Source organism: Streptomyces sp. NPDC092045, assembly GCF_044756005.1.
Lineage (GTDB): Bacteria > Actinomycetota > Actinomycetes > Streptomycetales > Streptomycetaceae > Streptomyces.
In genome coordinates this window covers 468,912-486,761 of the sequence record NZ_JBIVSC010000005.1, presented here as the reverse complement: position 1 = coordinate 486,761, position 17,850 = coordinate 468,912, and the positions used below count along the sequence as shown (strand labels likewise).

Sequence of the window (17,850 nt, the reverse complement as noted above, 5' to 3'; positions counted from 1 at the left end):
CGCTTCCTTCGTACTCACCCTCTCGGGCTTTCCTCCGGGCTTTTCCCTTCGGTCTTGCGTTTCCGACTCTATCAGATCTTTCCGATCCGATTTCCTCGGTGCTTTCCGGCCCCTTCGCTTTCGCTCCGGGCCCTTCCGGCGGTTCCGACTCTATCAGATCCTTTCGGCGTCTGATTCCCGGTCAGCGGGAGTTGTCTTTCCGGCTGTTGGGCCGTTCCGACGTCTCAAACTCTAGCGGATTTCCCCGGCGACTCATAATCGAGTCTTTCGAAATGAATTTCGGCATGCCGAAATTCTTCCCGAGAGGGAGATCGTGCTGAGTAGAGGTGCCGCATCAGCGGCGGGAGTGGCTGTCGCAGAACCGTTCCGGCTCCGTGACAACTCGGAGGACACTACGCATCCGGGAGGGGCGTGTCAACCCCCCTCCTCCGCGCCTCCCCGCTGACCTCAGTCGAGGTCCGTCAGGCGGCCGCCGGCGTCGGGTTGGGTGTGCTCCACGCGGCGGAGGAGACGGATGAGGACGTCGCCGAGGACGCCCTTCTCCTCCGTGCTGAGGTCCTGGAGGAGGTCCTCTTCGAAGGCCGTGGCCATGCGCATGGCCTCCAGCCACTTCGTGCGGCCCTCGTCCGTGAGCTCCACGATCACGCGGACCCGGTTGTTCTCGTCGCGGTCGCGGGTGACCAGGCCCTCTCCCGCCATGCGGTCGATGCGGTGGGTCATCGCCGCCGGGGTGAGGCCGAGGCGCTTGGCCAGCTCTCCGGGGCCGAGCCGGTAGGGCTCCCCGGAGAGGACCAGCGTCTTGAGGACCTCCCACTCGGCGTTGCTGATGCCGAGGTCGGCGAGCTGGCGTCCGTACGCCACGTTCATCCGTCGGTTCAGTCGGCCGAGGGCGGAGACGACCTTCTCGACCTGGGGGTCGAGGTCGCGGAACTCGCGCTGGTAGGCGGCGATCTGCTCGTCGAGGCTCGGCTCCTGGAGGGCCTGCGGGCCGGACCGCTCGGGGTTTTCGGGCATGGGACGAGTATTCCACGGGCCCCGTTGGCGTTGAAGTCCTTCCATGTGTACAGTTGAGATGTTAACTTTAGCTTTTAAGTCTTCAGGGTTCAGGGCTACAGGCCTGAACCCGCGACCGAAGTGGGTGAGTGTGACCGAGGCGAGGGGCGCGCAGATGCGCCGGATTCAGGCAGGCAGCGCGCTGAGCGCGTTCGGACTCGGCTTCACCGTGCCGTACCTCTATGTGTACGTGGCACAGGTGCGGGATCTGGGCGCGGCGACGGCGGGCATCGTCCTGGCCGTCTTCGCCATGGCCGCGCTCGTGGTGCTGCCCTTCAGCGGGCGGGCCATCGACCGGCGCGGGCCCGTGCCCGTGCTGCTCGTGGCCTCGGTCGTCGCCGCCGTGGGCGCGGTGGGGATGGGCTTCGCCTCCAGCGTGCCGGCGGCCGTGGGGGCGGCGGCGCTGCTCGGCGCCGGTACGGCCGTCCTCCAGCCCGCCCTCGCCACGATGATCGTCTGGTGCTCGACGCCCGTCGGGCGCACCCGGGCGTTCGCCATGCAGTTCTTCCTGCAGAACCTGGGTCTCGGCGTCGGCGGCCTGATCGGCGGCCAGCTCGTCGACACCAGCCGGCCGGGCAGCTTCATCCTGCTGTTCTCGATCGAGGCCGCGATGTTCCTGGTGCTCGCCGGGATCGTCGGGACCGTCCGGATGCCGGGCTCCCCCGCGCTCCAGGACGCCCGCCCGTCCGGCGCCGGCAGGAGCGGCGGCGTCCGCGCGCTGCTCGGCCACAAGGCGATGGTGCAGCTCTGCGTCCTCGGCTTCGTCCTCTTCTTCGCCTGCTACGGACAGTTCGAGTCGGGCCTCGCCGCGTACGGCACCGAGGCCGCCGGCATCCAGCCGTCGGCGCTGGGGCTCGCGCTCGCCGCCAACACGGCGGTGATCGTGCTGGCCCAGTTCCTGGTGCTCAAGTTCGTCGAGCGCCGGCGGCGGTCCCGGGTCATCGCGGCCGTGGGCCTGATCTGGACCCTGGCGTGGATCATCGCCGGGTACGCGGGCCTCGGGCACGGCAGCCAGGCCATGGCGACGGCGGCCTTCGTCTCCACGTACGCCCTCTTCGGTCTCGGCGAGGCGATGCTGTCGCCGACCGTGGCCCCGCTGGTGGCCGATCTGGCGCCGGAGTCGATGGTCGGGCAGTACAACTCGGCCTTCGCCCTGGTGAAGCAGCTCGCGCTGGCCGTCGGTCCGGCCGTGGGCGGGCCCATGGGGGCCGCGCTGCACGGTCCGTACATCGTGACCTTCGTGCTCTTCTCGCTCGGGATCACCTTCCTCGCCGTCCGGCTCGGCAAGCAGCTCACTCCCGAGCAGAACCAGCCTTCTCTGGCCCTCAGGCCGTCGAAGGTCGTCGTCCGGCACGAGCCGGGCGAGAAGAACGTGCCGGTGGGGACGCCCTAGGGGTGTCTTGTCGATCGGGCCGGATCAGGGAGCGGTGTCCGGTGCCGTGCGTCGCGAGGCGGAGGAGGGAGTCGACGCGGAGCGTCGGCGACCGACGACAACGCGGCGAGGCGCGGCACCGGACACCGCGAGCCCGGCACGATCGGCAAGACACCCCCTAGTCCTTCAGGGCGAACTCGCACCAGACCGCTTTGCCGCCGCCCGGTGTGCGGCGGCTCCCCCAGGACGAGGCGATCGTCGCGATGATCGAGATCCCGCGACCCGCCTCGTCCTCCGTTTCCGCCCTGCGGCGGCGCGGCAGGTGGTCGTCCCCGTCCGTCACCTCGATGATCAGGCGCCGGTCGGTGCGGCGGAGCCCCAGGCGCATGGGCGGGGTGCCGTGCTGGAGGGAGTTCCCCACCAGCTCGCTGGTGGCCAGGACCCCCAGGTCCCGCAGCTCGACCGGGAAGCGCCAGCTGGAGAGGACCCCGGAGGCGAAGGCACGCGCGCGTGGAGCCGCCTCCACCCCGCCGAGGAGTTCCAGGGCCGCGTTGTGGAACAGCTCCGCGTCCGCTCCCGCCCGGGAGGGGTGCTGGACGACCAGGACGGCGACGTCGTCGTCGTGGTCGGCGGTCACCCCCAGGGAGCGCAGGAGCCGGTCGCAGACCACCTGCGGAGTGCCGCTCGCCCCGGAGAGGGCGCGGGCGAGCGCGGCGACGCCCTCGTCGATGTCCTCGCGGCGCCGCTCCACCAGGCCGTCGGTGTAGAGGACGGCGGTGGAGCCGGGCGGCAGGGCGATGGAGCCCGAGGCGTGCAGCCAGCCGCCGGTGCCGAGCGGCGGGCCCGTGGGGTCGTCGGCCTGGCGGACCGTGCCGTCCTCGTCCCGGACGAGGATCGGGAGGTGGCCCGCGGAGGCGTACACCAGCTTGCCCTCGTTGGGGTCGTGGACCGCGTACACGCAGGTCGCGATCTGGCTGGCGTCGATCTCGGCGGCGAGGCCGTCGAGGAGCTGGAGCACCTCGTGCGGGGGCAGGTCCAGGCGCGCGTACGCCCGGACGGCGGTGCGGAGCTGGCCCATGACGGCGGCGGCGCGGACGCCCCGGCCCATCACGTCGCCGATGACGAGCGCGGTGCGGCCGGCGCCGAGGGTGATCACGTCGTACCAGTCGCCGCCGACGGCCGCGTCGGTGCCGCCGGGCTGGTAGGTGGCGGCGATCCGCAGGTCGTCGGGCTGCTCCAGGTCCTGCGGGAGCAGGGAGCGCTGGAGGGTGACGGCGGTCTCGCGGTGCTTGCGCTCGCTGGCCCGCAGCCGTTCGGCGGCCTCGGCGTGGTCGGTGACGTCCGCCGCGTGGACGAGGACGCCGCCGTCGAGGCGGGGGCTGCCGACGGGCAGGCAGGTGACCGTGTACGAGCCGCCGTCCCGGGTGCGGCGGGACTTGACCGTGCGGGGCTTGCCGCTGCGCAGGACCTGGTCCATGAGGGGCCGCAGGCCCAGGTCCTCGGCCTCCGGGCAGGTCTCGGCGACGGTGGCGCCGGGGACGCGGGGGCCGAAGGCGGCGGCGTACGCGTCGTTGACGTACGCGATGCGGTGCTCCGGGCCGTACACGAGCGCGACCAGGCCGGGGAGGCGGCCGAGGAGCTCCCCCACGGAGAAGTCCTCCAGGGAGGGGACGTCCTCGGCGACGTCGGCCGGACGCTCCGGCGACTGCCCGTGCTCACCGCGGGCGGCGGGCACGGAGCCTTCGGTCCCCCGCGCCGTGCGGCGCTGTGTGCCGGGGAGCCGGGCGCTCCAACGGGTGAAGTTCACGGATCTGTATGCCTCGTGGTGTCGGTGCCGTGCAGAGTCACGCTGTGCAGGTGTGAGCCCACCTATGGTCACACGTCCGGGGTGGACAAGTGCACGGACAGTGATGTCAGGACGACGGCTTGTCGTCGTCGGCGGGCGGCGGGGCGGCGGCGAGTTCGAATTCGGCGCGGGGGTGTTCCAGCGATCCGAGGGAGACGATCTCCCGTTTGAACAGGCCGGACAAGGTCCATTCGGCCAGGACCCGGGCCTTCCGGTTGAAGGTGGGGACCCGGCTCAGATGGTAGGCCCGGTGCATGAACCACGCCGGGTATCCCTTGAGTCTGCGTCCGTAGACGTGGGCGACGCCCTTGTGGAGGCCGAGGGAGGCGACCGAGCCCGCGTACGCGTGCGCGTACTCCTTGAGCGGCTGTCCGCGCAGGGTGGCGGTGATGTTCCCGGCGAGGACCCGGGCCTGGCGGACGGCGTGCTGGGCGTTGGGGGCGCACTCCCGGCCGGGTCGGCCCGGGGTCACGTCGGGGACGGCGGCGGCGTCGCCGGCGGCCCAGGCGTGTTCGACCCCTTCGACGGAGAGCCGGGCGGTGCAGCGGATCCGGCCGCGCTCGTCCAGGGGCAGGTCGGTGGCGGCGAGGAGGGGGGCCGGCCGGACGCCGGCGGTCCAGACGACGGTGCGGGTGGGCAGCCGGGTGCCGTCGCTGAGGACGGCGACCCGGTCCTCGCAGGAGTCGAGCCGGGTCTCCAGGCGCACGTCGACGTTCCGGCCGCGCAGCTCGCGGACGGCGTACCGGCCCATCGTCCCGCCGACCTCGGGGAGGATCCGGTCGGAGGCCTCGACGAGGACCCAGCGCAGGTCCTCGGGCTTGATGTTGTGGTAGTACCGCGCGGTGTAGCGGGCCATGTCCTCCAGCTCGGCGAGGGCCTCCACGCCCGCGTAGCCGCCGCCGACGAAGACGAAGGTGAGGGCGGCGTCGCGGATCGCGGGGTCGCGGGTGGAGGAGGCGATGTCCATCTGCTCGATGACGTGGTTGCGCAGGCCGATGGCCTCCTCGACGGTCTTGAAGCCGATGCCGTGCTCGGCCAGGCCGGGGACCGGGAGGGTGCGGGAGACGGAGCCCGGGGCGAGGACCAGTTCGTCGTAGACGAACTCGACCGGGCCCGTGCCCTCCTCGTCCGTGGCGAGGGTGGAGAGGGTCGCGGTCCGCTCGGCGTGCTCGACGGACAGGACCTCGCCGATGAGGATCCGGCAGCGGTCGAGGAGGCGGCGCAGCGGTACGACGACGTGGCGCGGGGAGATGGAGCCGGCCGCGGCCTCGGGCAGGAACGGCTGGTACGTCATGTACGGCTCGGGGGTGACCACGACGATCTCGGCGGCGCCGGATCGGAGTTCCGCCCTGAGCTGCCGCTGGAGGCGCAGCGCGGTGTACATGCCGACGTATCCACCGCCGACCACAAGAATGCGCGCAGGTTCGGTCACCGTCCCATGACGCACCCCCGGCCGTTGTTTGTCCACAGGCTCGACGAATTGTGTGACCGGACGGGTACGGAGGCGCGGGGTGGCGCGCGCGGGGAGGGCGTCGGGATCCGCCCAGGTCACGTCCGTCCGGGCGGGTTCGGCGGGGGGTGGGAAACGGGAGTGATCCGGGCCTTGCTCCGATCGGGGGGCGCACCGTGCGGAACACCCCCTTCTGAATTGACTCCGACTCAACTATGTTCGTACTTCGTCGGGGTGTCGGACGGGAGCGCGTGGACCGAAGCTCCCGTCGGCCGGAAACCCCGTATCAGGGCGGGGAGTCTCCGGGGGGAGACATCATGAGCGGGGGAACGCTTATGCAGATGCAGGATTCACGCTGGCAGCCGGGCGCCGGGGCGGTGGCCGTCGACGACGCGCGCGCCGGGTCCGTCGCCGACGGGCGCAACGGCGTACCGCTGGCGGGCGGCAGGGCCGCACCGCTGCGGGTGGACGCCCAGCGCAACCTGGAGCACGTGCTGCGGGCCGCGCGCGAGGTGTTCGGCGAGCTCGGCTACGGGGCTCCGATGGAGGACGTGGCGCGCCGCGCGCGCGTGGGCGTGGGCACCGTCTACCGGCGCTTCCCCAGCAAGGACGTGCTGGTGCGCCGGATAGCCGAGGAGGAGACCGCGCGGCTGACCGAGCAGGCGCGGGCGGCGCTCGGCCAGGAGGAGGAGCCGTGGTCGGCGCTCTCCCGGTTCCTGCGGACCTCGGTGGCCTCGGGCGCGGGGCGGCTCCTGCCGCCGCAGGTGCTGCGGGTGCGCGTGGACGACTCGGTGCTGCCGGCCGTCGCCGGCGACGCGGACGAAGCGGCCCGGGTGCCGTACCAGCGGGGCGACGGGCAGGCGGACGCGCGGGTGGTCGCGCCGCGCGGCGTGCCGGCCGAGGAGCGGGACGACGCGGGGGCCGCGGAGCTCCTGGAGGTCGTCGGGCGCCTGGTCGACCGGGCTCGGGAGGCGGGTGAGCTGCGGAAGGACGTGACCGTGGCGGACGTCCTCCTCGTCATCGCCACCGCCGCGCCGGCCCTGCCGGACGCGGTGCAGCAGGCAGCGGCCTCGGCCCGGCTCCTGGACATCCTCCTGGAGGGCCTGCGCTCCCGATAGGGATCCGGTCCCTCGTGGAGACCCCCGGTTCCTCACAGCGGTGACGCGATCCGCGGTCCGGGCGGACCCACGAGCATGACACGAACGTGTGAGCGGTTACGCCCGGATACGGGAAGTCGCCCCGGACGAGTGGTATGTGGACGCGGCGCTTCGGCGTGCCCGCGCGCTGTGGCAGGCTTGGCCGGTGTTCGGTTCTGAGCATGCATACGGGGGCTTCCGCGATGAGCGGTGAGGGTCGGGACGAGCCGCTGAAAAGCGGCGGCGCGGGGACCGGAGGCCTGCCCGCCCGGCAGGTGCCGAGTCAGGGCGGACCGGCGGGTCTCTCCGGCGGGGCCGGTGCTCCTCCGGCGTGCCCGGGCTCCCCGGGGCCGCCCGGGCACGCCGAACCGCTCGACGCGAGCGTTCCGCAGCAGCGTGAGGGGAAGCCCGCCGGGGCGGGGTCCGGGGTCGTCGCGGGGGCGACCGACGGGTCCGGGGCCGGTGGGGACGCCTTCGGCGGAAACGGTTCTGGTGGCGGCGGGTTCGCCGGCGCCGGTCCCACCGAGGCGGACGCCGGGGCCGGTCCCATCGAGACGGGCGCCGGGGGCACGGACGCGGGCGAGGCCGGCGGGATCCTTCCGCCGCCGCTCGACCTGCCGCCCTCCGACGCCGACCTCGTCCAGCTCATGCGGGACGGCGACGACTCGGCGTACGAGGAGCTGTTCCGCCGCCACTCCGAGGCCGTGCGCCGGTACGCCAGGACCTGCTGCCGCGACGCGCACACCGCCGACGACCTCACCGCCGAGGTGTTCGCCCGCACCCTCCAGGCCGTACGGGGCGGGGCCGGGCCCGAACAGGCGGTGCGCGCCTACCTCATGACCACCGTCCGGCGGGTCGCGGCGAACTGGGCCAGGACGCAGAAGCGCGAGCACCTCGTCGAGGACTTCGCGGTGTTCGCGGCGGAGGCCGCCCGCTCCTCCGAGGTCTCCGACCAGGACACGCTGGACCTCGGCGCGGACGTCCTGGCCATGCACGAGGCCGAGCAGTCGCTCGCCATGCAGGCCTTCCGCTCGCTGCCCGAGCGGTGGCAGGCCGTGCTGTGGCACACCACCGTCGAGGAGGAGTCGCCGAGCGAGGTCGCCCCGCTCTTCGGGCTGACCGCCAACGCCACGGCCGTGCTCGCCAGCCGGGCCCGCGAAGGGCTCAAGCAGGCCTACCTCCAGGCGCACGTCAGCCAGTCCCTGACGGCGGGCGGCGACTGCGCCCGGTACGCGGACCGGCTCGGCGCCTACGCGCGCGGCGGGCTGCGGATGCGGGCCGAGCGCGGGCTGCGCAAGCACCTGGAGGAGTGTGCCAAGTGCCGGCTCGCCGCCGGCGAGCTGGCGCACGTGAACGCCGGGATCCCCGCGCTGCTGCCGGTCGCCGTCATCGGCTGGTTCGCCGCCGGGTACGCGGTCAAGGCGGCCGGTGTCGTCGCGGGCGGCACCGCCGCCGCTGCCGGGGCCGGTGCGGCGGCGGCCGCCTCCGGGTCCTCGGGGGGCGCCGCCCCGGGCGGCGCCGCCGCCGAGGGGCTCGGCACCCCCGCCAAGGCCGGGATCGCGGCGGCCATGGCGGTCGCCGCGGCGGCCGGGCTCGTCTGGGCCATGGCCGGGGACCCGGAGCCCGTGGCCGCGCCCAAGCCCTCGCAGCCGGTCGTCACCCCGGTGGCGCCGCAGGAGCCCGCGCCCCCGGCGGAGCCGGCGGCGGAGCCCGTCCCCCCGGCCCCGCCCGCCGAGGCGGAGGCCCCGGCGCCCGCGCCGACGTCCGCGCCCGCTCCGGAGAAGCGTGCGCCGGAGCCCACTCCGGCGCCGGCGCCCCCCGCGCCGCCGTCCCCGGCACCGCCCCCGGAGCCCGTTCCCCCGGCCCCTCCGTCCGCCGGTCCGAAGGAGACGCCGGAGCCCGCCCCGGAACCGACGCCCAGGCCGGCCCCGAAGCCGACGCCCAGCCCCGAGCCGCCGCCCCCGCCCGCGCCGCCGGCCGTCTATCCCGTCGACGAGCTGGACTACGGGATCTTCGGCGACGGCACCGGGCCCGAGGTGTCCATGGCCGAGAGCGGCTTCATGTGGCAGCGCAGGGGCCTCTCCGTCGGCGGCACCCGGTACGCGCGCGGCGTGAGCGTCCACGCGCCGTCCTCGCTGGTCATCGACCTCAACCGGCAGTGCACGCGGTACGACGCGGTGGTCGGCGTCGACGACCTGAGCGCCCTGTTCGGCCTCGGCGGCGTCCGCTTCTCCGTCTACGGGGACGGGCAGCGGCTCTGGCGGTCCGGGGTGATCGGGGCGGGCGACCCGCCGGTCCCGGTGCACGTCGACATCACCGGCCGCTCCAGGATCCGGCTCGTGGTCGAGGAGGCCGGGCCGCTGGGGCGGACCGCGATCGCCGACTGGGCGCAGTCGCGGATCAGCTGCTCCTGACGCCCTCCGGGAAGTCCTCCGGAAGATCCTCGGGGAAGTTCTTCGGGAGGTCCTTCGAGGAGTCCTTCACGAGGCACAGGACCCCGTCGACGTCCAGGCCCTCGCCCGCCTCCCGGGCGGCGGCGAGGCCCGGCGCGCCGAGGGCGGCGAGCGAGCGGGCCGTCACCGAACCGGCCTCCTCCAGCTCCGGTACCGAGCGCGGCAGTTCGCGGCGCCAGCCGTCGACGGCGGCCAGGACCGCGGCGGCGGGGGCGGGTTCGTCCGCCCGGGACAGGGCGACCGCGAGCCCCTGGCCGAGCGTCGCGGCGATGAGGTCCGCGCACTGGGCGTCCCGCGCGGCGTGCAGCGCGGCGACGGCGGAGGCGACGGCCGCGGCGCCCCCGCCCTCGTACGCCTCGACGCGGGCGGCGAGTCCGAGGACCGCGGCCGTGAAGTGCGGCGGCGGGTTCCCGTCCTCGACCAGTCGTCCGGCCTCCTCCGCGTGGGCGCGGGCCGCCCCGGTGTCGCCCCGGTGGAGGGCGATGGCGGCGCGCAGGAAGACGACGAAGGGCCGGGCGTCCCTGACGTGGTGGCGTTCGGCCTCCGCCGCGGCCTCGTCGAGGCCCTCCTCGGCGGTCTCCATGTCGCCGGAGCGGTAGGAGATCTCGGCGAGGCGGGCGATGAGGAAGGGGAGCTCGGCGTGGGCGCCCACCTCGCGGGCGAGGCGGAGCGCCTCCTCGTAGTCCGCGCGGGCCTCCTCGTACCGGCCGCGCATCATGTTGGCCTCGGCCGCCGCGCTGGCGATCTGCGCCCCCATCCAGCGGTCGCCGACCCGGCGGGCGATGAGGCGGAGCTCGGCCAGGTCCTCGTCCACGTCGGAGAGGCCGCCGGGCATGTCGACGACCATGTGCGTGCGGAACATGAGGGTGACGCCGACCTCCCAGTCGCCGCCGTGGCGGCGGCAGTTGGCGAGGGCGGTGTCGAGCAGGGCCCGCAGCTCGACCGGTTCCTCGGTGAAGGCGGCGGTGAACGGCCAGAGGAGGCCGGGGAAGCGGGCGGCCTCGGGTCCCGGCTCGTCCCCGAACGCGGACCGCACCCGCTGGATCAGGGCGAAGGCCTCGGGGTCGTCGCGGAGCTCCGAGGCCGTGTGGTTCTCGATCGCGAGGAAGAAGTACAGCATCCGCAGGCGCATCCGCGGCCAGTACCGCGGATCGGCCGGGCCGGCCGGGTCCTCGGGGTCCTCCGGGTCCTCGCCGAGGGCGAGGGCGCGCTCGGTCCAGGACAGGCCCTCGGTGCGGTGGTTGCGCAGCCACCAGAACCAGCCCATGGCGAAGACGAGCCGGAGGGCGGCGGGCTCGTCGGGGGCGGTGACGAGGGTGCGGTGGAGGGCGGCGCGGACGTTGTCGAGGTCGCGTTCGAGCCGGTCGATCCAGGGGAGCTGTCCGCCGGAGCGCAGCTCGGGCTCGGCGGCCTCGACGAGGGCGGTGAAGCGGGCGGTGTGGGCGGCCTCGGCGGCGGCGAGCAGGTCGGGGACCTCGGCGGCGCGCTCGGCCGCGTACTCGTGGATGGTCTCCAGGAGGCGGTAGCGCATCTCGCCGTCCTCGGCGGGGGCGGCGACGACGAGGGACTTGTCGACCAGGGCGCCCAGGGTGTCGGCGGCGCGCGGGGAGAGCGCCTCGGCGGCGGCGAGGTCCCAGCCGCCGGCGAAGACCGAGACCTGGCGGAGCAGGGTGCGCTCGTCCGGTTCGAGGAGGTCCCAGGACCAGTCGACGACCGCGCGCAGGGTCTGCTGGCGGGGCAGGACGGTGCGGGAGCCGGAGGTGAGGAGGCGGAAGCGGTCGTCGAGGCGGTCCGCGATCTGGCGGGGGGTGAGGAGGCGGAGGCGGGCGGCGGCGAGCTCGATGGCGAGCGGCAGGCCGTCGAGGCGGCGGCAGATCTCGTCGACGGCCGCGCCGCCGTCTCCGGTGAGGTCGAAGGAGGGGCGTACGGCGCGGGCGCGTTCGACGAAGAGGCGGTGGGCGGGGTCGGGCGGGAGGGGTTCGACGGGGCGGACCGCCTCGCCGGGGACGCCGAGGGGTTCGCGGCTGGTGGCGAGGACGCGGAGCCGGGGGCAGTGGGTGAGGAGGGTCTCGGCGAGGGCGGCGGCCGCGTCGATCACGTGCTCGCAGTTGTCGAGGACGAGGAGGAGCGGGCGGTCGGCGAGCTGTTCCACGAGGTGGGCGGTGGGGTCGTTCTGGAGGGGGACGCCGTCGCGGGCGATCAGGGTGGTCTCGCGGAGGCGGAGCGCGGAGAGGACGGCGCCGGGGACGGCCTCGGGGTCGTCGAGCGGGGCGAGTTCGGCGATCCAGGCGGCGGGCCCCTCGGCCCGCAGCGCGGCCTCCTCGGCGAGCCGCGTCTTGCCGCTTCCGCCGGGTCCGGTGAGCGTGACGAGCCGGGAGCCCGCCAGGTCGGCGCGGAGCGCGTCGAGTTCGGGCTCGCGGCCGACGAAAGAGGTGAGGCGGGGGCGGATGTTGCCGGCGGGGCCCTCGGCGGAGGTGGGTGCCGGTACGGGGCGGGGCGGGGCCTGGCCCGTGAGGAGTTCGCGGTGGAGGGCGGTGAGTTCGGGGCCGGGGTCGGTGCCGAGGGCGTCCGCGAGGGTGCGGCGGGCGGTCTCGTGGGCGGCGAGGGCGTCGGCGTGGCGGCCCTCGGCCCGCAGGGCGCGGACGAGGTGGGCGTGGAAGGTCTCGTCGTACGGGTACGTGGTGGTGAGTTCGGTCAGTTCCGGTACGAGTCCGTCGGTGGCGCCCCGGCGCAGGTCCGCCTCGACGCGGCGGCGCAGGGCGGCGAGCCGCTGGGCCTCGGGCCGGACGCCCGCCGGGTCGGGCAGGTCGGCGAGGGCGGGCCCGCGGAAGAGGCCGAGGGCTTCCCCGAAGAGGGCGGCGGCGGTGTCGGGGTCGCCGGCGTCGAGGCGGGCGCCCGCCTCCGCGGCCCGGCGCTCGAAGACGTACAGGTCGATGTCGTCGGGTCCGGCGACGAGCCGGTAGCCGGGGCCGGGGGTGGAGGCGACGGCCTCCCTGCCGAGGATCCGGCGGAGGCGGCCGACCAGGGCCTGGAGGGCGGCGGGCGCGTCCTGCGGCGGGTCGTCCCCGTACACGTCGTCGGCGAGTTCGCCGACGGGGGCGGGCCGTCCGCCGCGCAGGGCGAGCGCGGCGAGGAGCGCGCGCAGCCGGGCACCGCCGAGGGGCAGGGGGGTGCCGTCGGGACGAAGGGCCTCGGTGGTGCCGAGGATGAGGTACCGCACCGGTTCATTGTGGCGGCCGGGGCGCGGGGGCGCCTCGGGGTTTACCCGGGGCCGGGCCGCGGGGGCGCCTCGGGGTTTACCCGGGGCCGGCCCGGAGAGGGGCGGGCGTCAGAACTCGGCCGTGTCCAGGGTGAAGCCCAGGGGCGCCGGGATCGGGACGGGCGTCCCCAGCTTGTGGACGGACTTGTGGTCGTAGTCGTCTCCCTCCGGCCCGGAGCACACGACGGCTTCGCCGGCCTCGCGGTCGATCAGGAGGTAGAGGGGGATGCCCGCGCGCGCGTAGGCCCGGATCTTCCGGACGCGGTCGCGGCTCGCGGTGGAGGAGGAGGTGACCTCGGCGACGAGGAGGACGGGGTCGGGGGCGTGCCATTCCTGCTGGTCGGCGAAGCTGCCCTTGGGGGCGATGACCAGGTCGGGAATGACCCGCGCCGTGTCGGCTGTGCCCGGCAGGCTGAGGCCGATGCCCGTGAAGTTGCGCACTTCCTTGTCGACCCGTCGGGCGATGACCTGTTCCACCACCTCGGTCACGATCTCCTCGTGCTCGCCGTTGGCCGGAGGCACCACGTGAATCTCCTCTTCGACCAGCTCCACGCGCCAGCCCTTGGGGGCCAGCGCACTGAACAGCTCGAAGGTCTCCTGCACACTCGCACCCTCGCGGTCGGGCGTGCCCTCGGAGAACGCGTCTTCCGGAATCGGCAGCGGCAGCGCCATGCCGGACCTCCTTCGCTCGGTGCGACGCTCTCAGCTTAGAACGGGCGTCGCGGCGGGGTCCGGAGTGCGTTCACTCGAACAAGCGTGCCGCGAACCTTCGAGCGGAAGTCGCCCCGCGCGGGCTCACGCCGGAAGCGACCGCGACGCCGGGATCAGCGGTCCCTGGACCGCGCGGTGGGCGCGCGGCTCCGTGGTGCTGGTCCAGCAGGAGCCCCGGCGGGCGAGGAGGCGGCGGAGCCAGAGTTCGGTGGAGACGAGGTCGGCGAGGCCGTCGAGGGGGACGGGTTCGCCGTCGGCGGCGGCGCGCAGGGCCTCGCGGACGACGCGGGCCTCGATCAGGCCCGCGTCCGCGAGGAGCGGCGCGTCGAAGAGGGCCAGGAGCCCGGGGAGCGCGGCGCGCAGGCCCGCGCGGACGGCGGCGGCCGGGACGGCGGGGTGGGGGGCGCCCCAGCCGGGCGGCAGGTCGTGGATGCCGGTGCCGGTCAGGACCGTGCGCAGGATGCCGGCGCGGGCGTCCGGCTGGACCCGGAGCGACTCGGGGAGGGCGCGGCAGGCCCGTACGACCTGGTTGTCGAGGAAGGGGGCGTGCAGCCGCTGGCCGCGGATCTCGGCGGCCTGCTCCAGGACCCGGTGGTCGGCGGCGGCCCGGACGAGGGCCGCACGCGCGCGTGCCTCGCCGGGACGCTGGACGGAGGACGGGAGGGTCGCCGCCCGGTTCAGGCGAACCGATACTTCGGCCAGTGCCTCCCCCGTCAGCCAGCGCGCGGCCGGACCCGGCCGCGACCAGGCGAGGGCGGAGAGGGAGGCCTCCAGGGGGCCGAAGCCGTCGGGGGCGGCGCGGTTCGCCTCCAGGACCCGGCGGGCCGCCGTCTCCAGACCGGTGCGGTACGGGGTGCGGGCCAGCCTCCGGGCCGCCCGGTACACGGTCAGCGGCACCAGGAGCGCGCCCGCCGAAGGACCCGAGGCCTTGGCGAGCGCGGTGACGGGACGCACCAGGGAGCGGCGTCTGCGGTCCATGAGGAGGTCGGCGAGGCGCGCCGGGTGCGCGTCCAGGACCTGCTTGGCGCCCATGCCGGTGAAGTGGTCGGCGCTGCCGCCCGCGAGTCGCCGCCGGTGCCGTTCGGCCGTGACGAGCGCGGGTCCCGGCTCGTCGGTGAGCGGCCCGTCCAGGGCGGCGTACGGGAGCGCCTCCTCGCCGGCCGCGACGACCACGTGGTGCAGGCGCGGGTCGGCGGCCAGTTCCCGGGCCCGCTTCAGCTCGTCCTCGCGGTCCGCACCCGCGCGCGTGGCCAGGTCGTTGAAGGTGACGGCGAGCAGCCGCTCCCCCGCGCCCGTGCCGTGGCCGGTGATCGTGCCCGGCACCCCCGGGAGCCCGGCCGCCAGGAGGGCGAGCGTGCCGGAGGCGCTGCCGCCGGACAGGTCGGCGCCGATGCCGGGCGCCGGGACCGCGCCCCGGGCGGCGCGCCGGTCGGCGGGGCCCATGCCGGGGACCGGGCCGGGGTCGGGGAGCGGGGCGCCGGGCGCGTGCCGGGGTGCGGTGAGCCGGGCGCGGACGGCCTCGACCAGGGCGTCCCTGACCCCTTCGACGGCCTGCCGGGGGTCGGACTCGGGGGTCGCGACCGCGAGCGAGGCGACCTGTTCGTACCCGGTGATCTCGCGCGAGCCCTCCCGCAGGATCAGCGCGTGGCCGGGCGGGACCCGGCGGACGCCCTCGTAGGGGGTGGAGTCGCGCAGCGCCTCCGGGGTCTCGGGGCAGGCGAGCAGGGCGGCCAGGTGGCCGATGTCGAGCTGGGCCTCGACGAGGTCGGCGAGCGGCAGGGCGGCGGTGGCGTACGCGGTGCCGCCCTGCCAGGGGGTGTGGAACACCGGGCGGGCTCCCGCGAGGTCACCCGTGACGGTGACGCGCCGACCGGCCTTGACGACGGCGGTGTAGCTTCCCGGCCAGGCCGTGAGGTGGCGCAGGGCGCCTCCGCGCGCGGTGAGCAGCCCCCTGCGCAGTTCGTCGTCGCCCGCGGCGCAGCAGCCGAGGACGGCGATGTGGGTGTGGCCGTCGACGGCCACGACCCGGACCTCGTCGGGGCGCCAGTCGCCGACCGCCCAGAGCGGGTCGGGGCCTCCCCAGAGGAGTTGTGCGCCCACCGGTTGCACCGTGCGCCCCTCGGCCGCCGTCGCCCGGTCCGTACCGTAGGAGTTCCGATCGGCCCCGTAGGGGTCGCGGTCCGTCCCGTAGGGGTGCCGGTCCGTCGCTCCGGAGCCGTACGGGCCGTGGTCCGCCGCCGTGCCGGAGACGTACGCGCCGTACGGGCCGTGGGCCGACGGGCCCGTGCCGTACGCGCCGTTCGCCGCTCCCGTCCGTGCCCCCCCGGTCGTTGCGAAGCTCGCGGCGACACTGCTCCAGCCCACCAGCCATCGCATCGGCGCCTCCACGTCCGTTTCGGTGGGAGACATGCTGCCATGACAACGGCGCACGGGGCGGTGTCCGGGCGCACGCGCGCGAAAGCCGAATGCGCCCCTGGCATGGGCCAGTTGGACACCGACGACATTCGGCCGAATTTCGACCGCGCCCGGAGGTTTGGAAGGCGCGCGGGCACCGGGAGGAGCGGCCCGTTCTCCACGGGTCACCGGCTGGCCGGGAGGCGGTTCCGCCTCCCGGCGCCGTCCGCCGCCCGCGGGGAATGGGGCGGCGGTGTCCCCCAGCCCACTGGTCCGGAGCTCCGACCCCGGCCGAATGGGCCGACCCACGCGCTACCGATGGAAGCGCTCCCCCGCCGGCCGGACGAGAGCGCACGGCCGGGCGCACGGCCACACGGCCGGAGCACGGGACGCCCCGACGGACGTCCGCACCGATTGGTCACACAACAATCTCGCCATACGGAACACCGCCCCTTAACGGTAGGGATGCGGCGAACTACGCTGTGCTTACGAATGCCGCACGCCTATGCCCGGCGTCGTGGCGGCCGTCTGTGCTGTCGAGGGGTGGCGTCATGTCCAGGGAGCAACGCGGGCCGAACGAAAAGCTCGGCACGGTTCTCGCCCTCGCGGGAATCAGCAACGCCGGGCTCGCCCGGCGCGTCAACGACCTCGGTGCGCAGCGGGGGCTGACGCTCCGCTACGACAAGACCTCGGTCGCCCGCTGGGTGTCCAAGGGCATGGTCCCGCAGGGCGCCGCCCCGCACCTGATCGCGGCCGCGATCGGGCAGAAGCTCGGCCGTCCCGTGCCGCTGCACGAGATCGGGCTCGCCGACGCCGACCCGGCGCCCGAGGTGGGGCTCGCCTTCCCGCGCGACGTGGGCGAGGCGGTCCGCTCGGCCACCGACCTGTACCGGCTCGACCTCGCCGGGCGGCGGGCCGGCGGGGGCGGCATCTGGCAGTCGCTCGCCGGGTCGTTCGCGGTGAGCGCGTACGCCACGCCCGCGTCCCGCTGGCTGATAACCCCGGCCGACCCGTCGGTGGAGCGGGAGCTCCCGCGCCCGGCGGTCGGCCCTCCGACGACACCCGCGCCGGAGCACGCGCGCGTGGGCCACAGCGACGTCGCCAAACTCCGCGAGGCGGCCGAGGACGCGCGCCGCTGGGACTCCAAGTACGGCGGCGGGGACTGGCGGTCGTCCATGGTCCCCGAGTGCTTACGCGTGGACGCGGCCCCGCTGCTGCTCGGCTCGTACTCGGACGAGGTCGGCCGGGCCCTGTTCGGCGCGACCGCCGAACTGACCCGGCTCGCCGGCTGGATGGCCTTCGACACCGGACAGCAGGAGGCCGCGCAGCGCTACTACATCCAGGCCCTGCGGCTCGCCCGGGCCGCCGCCGACGTGCCCCTCGGCGGGTACGTCCTGGCGTCCATGTCCCTCCAGGCCACCTACCGGGGCTTCGCCGACGAGGGCGTGGACCTCGCCCAGGCCGCCCTGGAGCGCAACCGGGGGCTCGCCACCGCCCGCACCATGTCCTTCTTCCGGCTCGTCGAGGCCCGCGCGCACGCGAAGGCCGGGGACGGGGCCGCCGCCGCGGCCGCGCTCAAGTCCGCCGAGGGCTGGCTGGAGCGGTCCCGGGCGGGCGACTCCGACCCGACCTGGCTGGGCTTCTACTCGTACGACCGGTTCTGCGCGGACGCCGCCGAGTGCTACCGCGACCTGCGGATGCCGCGCGAGGTGCGCCGCTTCACCGAGCAGGCGCTGTCCCGGCCGACCGAGGAGTTCGTCCGCTCGCACGGCCTGCGGCTCGTCGTGTCCGCCGTCGCCGAACTGGAGTCCGGCAACCTGGACGCGGCCTGCGCGGCCGGCACGCGCGCGGTGGAGGTGGCCGGGCGGATCTCGTCGGCGCGGACGACGGAGTACGTGCGGGACCTGCTGCACCGGCTCGAACCGTACGGGGACGAGCCGCGCGTCATCGAACTGCGCGAGCGGGCCCGGCCGCTGCTCGTCGCCCCGGCGTGAGACCCGCGAGGACCCGGACGGCGGACGGCACCCGGTCGACGGGGGCCGGCACCCGGCCGGCAAGGGCGCGCCTTCGGCCGGCGGGGGTCCGGCCCGGGACGACGAGGGACCGGTTCCGTGCGCCGGGGGTCCGACCCCGTGCGACGGGGGCCCGCCCCCGGTTGAACGCCCGCCCCCGGGTG

10 protein-coding genes are annotated in these 17,850 nt (G+C 75.2%); 4 read left to right on the top strand and 6 right to left on the bottom strand.

Annotation, left to right across the window (positions count from 1 at the left end; all coding sequences use genetic code 11):
- Positions 1–447: 447 nt before the first annotated feature.
- A complete protein-coding gene (locus tag ACIQKA_RS18030; protein ID WP_376231076.1) occupies positions 448–1,014 on the bottom strand; it encodes a MarR family winged helix-turn-helix transcriptional regulator in 567 nt (188 codons plus the stop codon).
- A 154-nt stretch (positions 1,015–1,168) separates the two neighbouring features.
- On the opposite strand from ACIQKA_RS18030, the gene ACIQKA_RS18025 reads away from it, so the two are divergent.
- A complete protein-coding gene (locus ACIQKA_RS18025) occupies positions 1,169–2,446 on the top strand; it encodes an MFS transporter (RefSeq protein WP_383149230.1) in 1,278 nt (425 codons plus the stop codon).
- Between the two features lie 157 nt (positions 2,447–2,603).
- Here the strand turns inward: ACIQKA_RS18025 and ACIQKA_RS18020 are convergent, their stop codons facing one another.
- Complete coding sequence (locus ACIQKA_RS18020; protein WP_383149232.1) at positions 2,604–4,232, bottom strand: SpoIIE family protein phosphatase; 1,629 nt, start codon at positions 4,230–4,232, stop codon at positions 2,604–2,606.
- A 106-nt stretch (positions 4,233–4,338) separates the two neighbouring features.
- Complete coding sequence (locus ACIQKA_RS18015; protein ID WP_402541479.1) at positions 4,339–5,703, bottom strand: NAD(P)/FAD-dependent oxidoreductase; 1,365 nt, start codon at positions 5,701–5,703, stop codon at positions 4,339–4,341.
- Between the two features lie 353 nt (positions 5,704–6,056).
- Here ACIQKA_RS18015 and ACIQKA_RS18010 point away from each other — a divergent pair, with 353 nt between their 5' ends.
- Positions 6,057–6,839 (top strand): TetR family transcriptional regulator, encoded by a 783-nt coding sequence (locus ACIQKA_RS18010; RefSeq protein WP_391095225.1) that lies wholly within the window; start codon positions 6,057–6,059, stop codon positions 6,837–6,839.
- Between the two features lie 221 nt (positions 6,840–7,060).
- A complete protein-coding gene (locus ACIQKA_RS18005) occupies positions 7,061–9,271 on the top strand; it encodes a sigma-70 family RNA polymerase sigma factor (protein WP_402541478.1) in 2,211 nt (736 codons plus the stop codon).
- Here ACIQKA_RS18005 and ACIQKA_RS18000 read toward each other — a convergent pair.
- The 3 genes from ACIQKA_RS18000 to ACIQKA_RS17990 all read right to left on the bottom strand — a co-directional run bounded on the left by ACIQKA_RS18000 (position 9,258) and on the right by ACIQKA_RS17990 (position 15,656).
- Complete coding sequence (locus tag ACIQKA_RS18000) at positions 9,258–12,530, bottom strand: ATP-binding protein (RefSeq protein WP_402541476.1); 3,273 nt, start codon at positions 12,528–12,530, stop codon at positions 9,258–9,260. The genes ACIQKA_RS18005 and ACIQKA_RS18000 overlap by 14 nt on opposite strands.
- Positions 12,531–12,638: 108 nt before the next feature.
- Entirely contained in the window at positions 12,639–13,241 is a 603-nt protein-coding gene (locus tag ACIQKA_RS17995) for a Uma2 family endonuclease (RefSeq protein WP_383184691.1), read from the bottom strand.
- Between the two features lie 123 nt (positions 13,242–13,364).
- Entirely contained in the window at positions 13,365–15,656 is a 2,292-nt protein-coding gene (locus ACIQKA_RS17990) for an asparagine synthase-related protein (protein ID WP_383149521.1), read from the bottom strand.
- Between the two features lie 569 nt (positions 15,657–16,225).
- On the opposite strand from ACIQKA_RS17990, the gene ACIQKA_RS17985 reads away from it, so the two are divergent.
- Positions 16,226–17,668 carry an MFS transporter gene (locus tag ACIQKA_RS17985; RefSeq protein ID WP_383149238.1) on the top strand — a complete coding sequence of 481 codons (1,443 nt, stop codon included), beginning with the start codon at positions 16,226–16,228 and terminating at the stop codon, positions 17,666–17,668.
- The last annotated feature ends 182 nt before the right edge of the window (positions 17,669–17,850 follow it).

Coding starts and splice junctions, on each gene's coding strand:
- ACIQKA_RS17985 (WP_383149238.1), top strand. CDS start 16,226: ATGTCCAGGGAGCAACGCGGGCCGAACGAAAAGCTCGGCACGGTTCTC.
- ACIQKA_RS17995 (WP_383184691.1), bottom strand. CDS start 13,241: ATGGCGCTGCCGCTGCCGATTCCGGAAGACGCGTTCTCCGAGGGCACG.
- ACIQKA_RS17990 (WP_383149521.1), bottom strand. CDS start 15,656: ATGCGATGGCTGGTGGGCTGGAGCAGTGTCGCCGCGAGCTTCGCAACG.
- ACIQKA_RS18005 (WP_402541478.1), top strand. CDS start 7,061: ATGAGCGGTGAGGGTCGGGACGAGCCGCTGAAAAGCGGCGGCGCGGGG.
- ACIQKA_RS18030 (WP_376231076.1), bottom strand. CDS start 1,014: ATGCCCGAAAACCCCGAGCGGTCCGGCCCGCAGGCCCTCCAGGAGCCG.
- ACIQKA_RS18010 (WP_391095225.1), top strand. CDS start 6,057: ATGCAGATGCAGGATTCACGCTGGCAGCCGGGCGCCGGGGCGGTGGCC.
- ACIQKA_RS18025 (WP_383149230.1), top strand. CDS start 1,169: ATGCGCCGGATTCAGGCAGGCAGCGCGCTGAGCGCGTTCGGACTCGGC.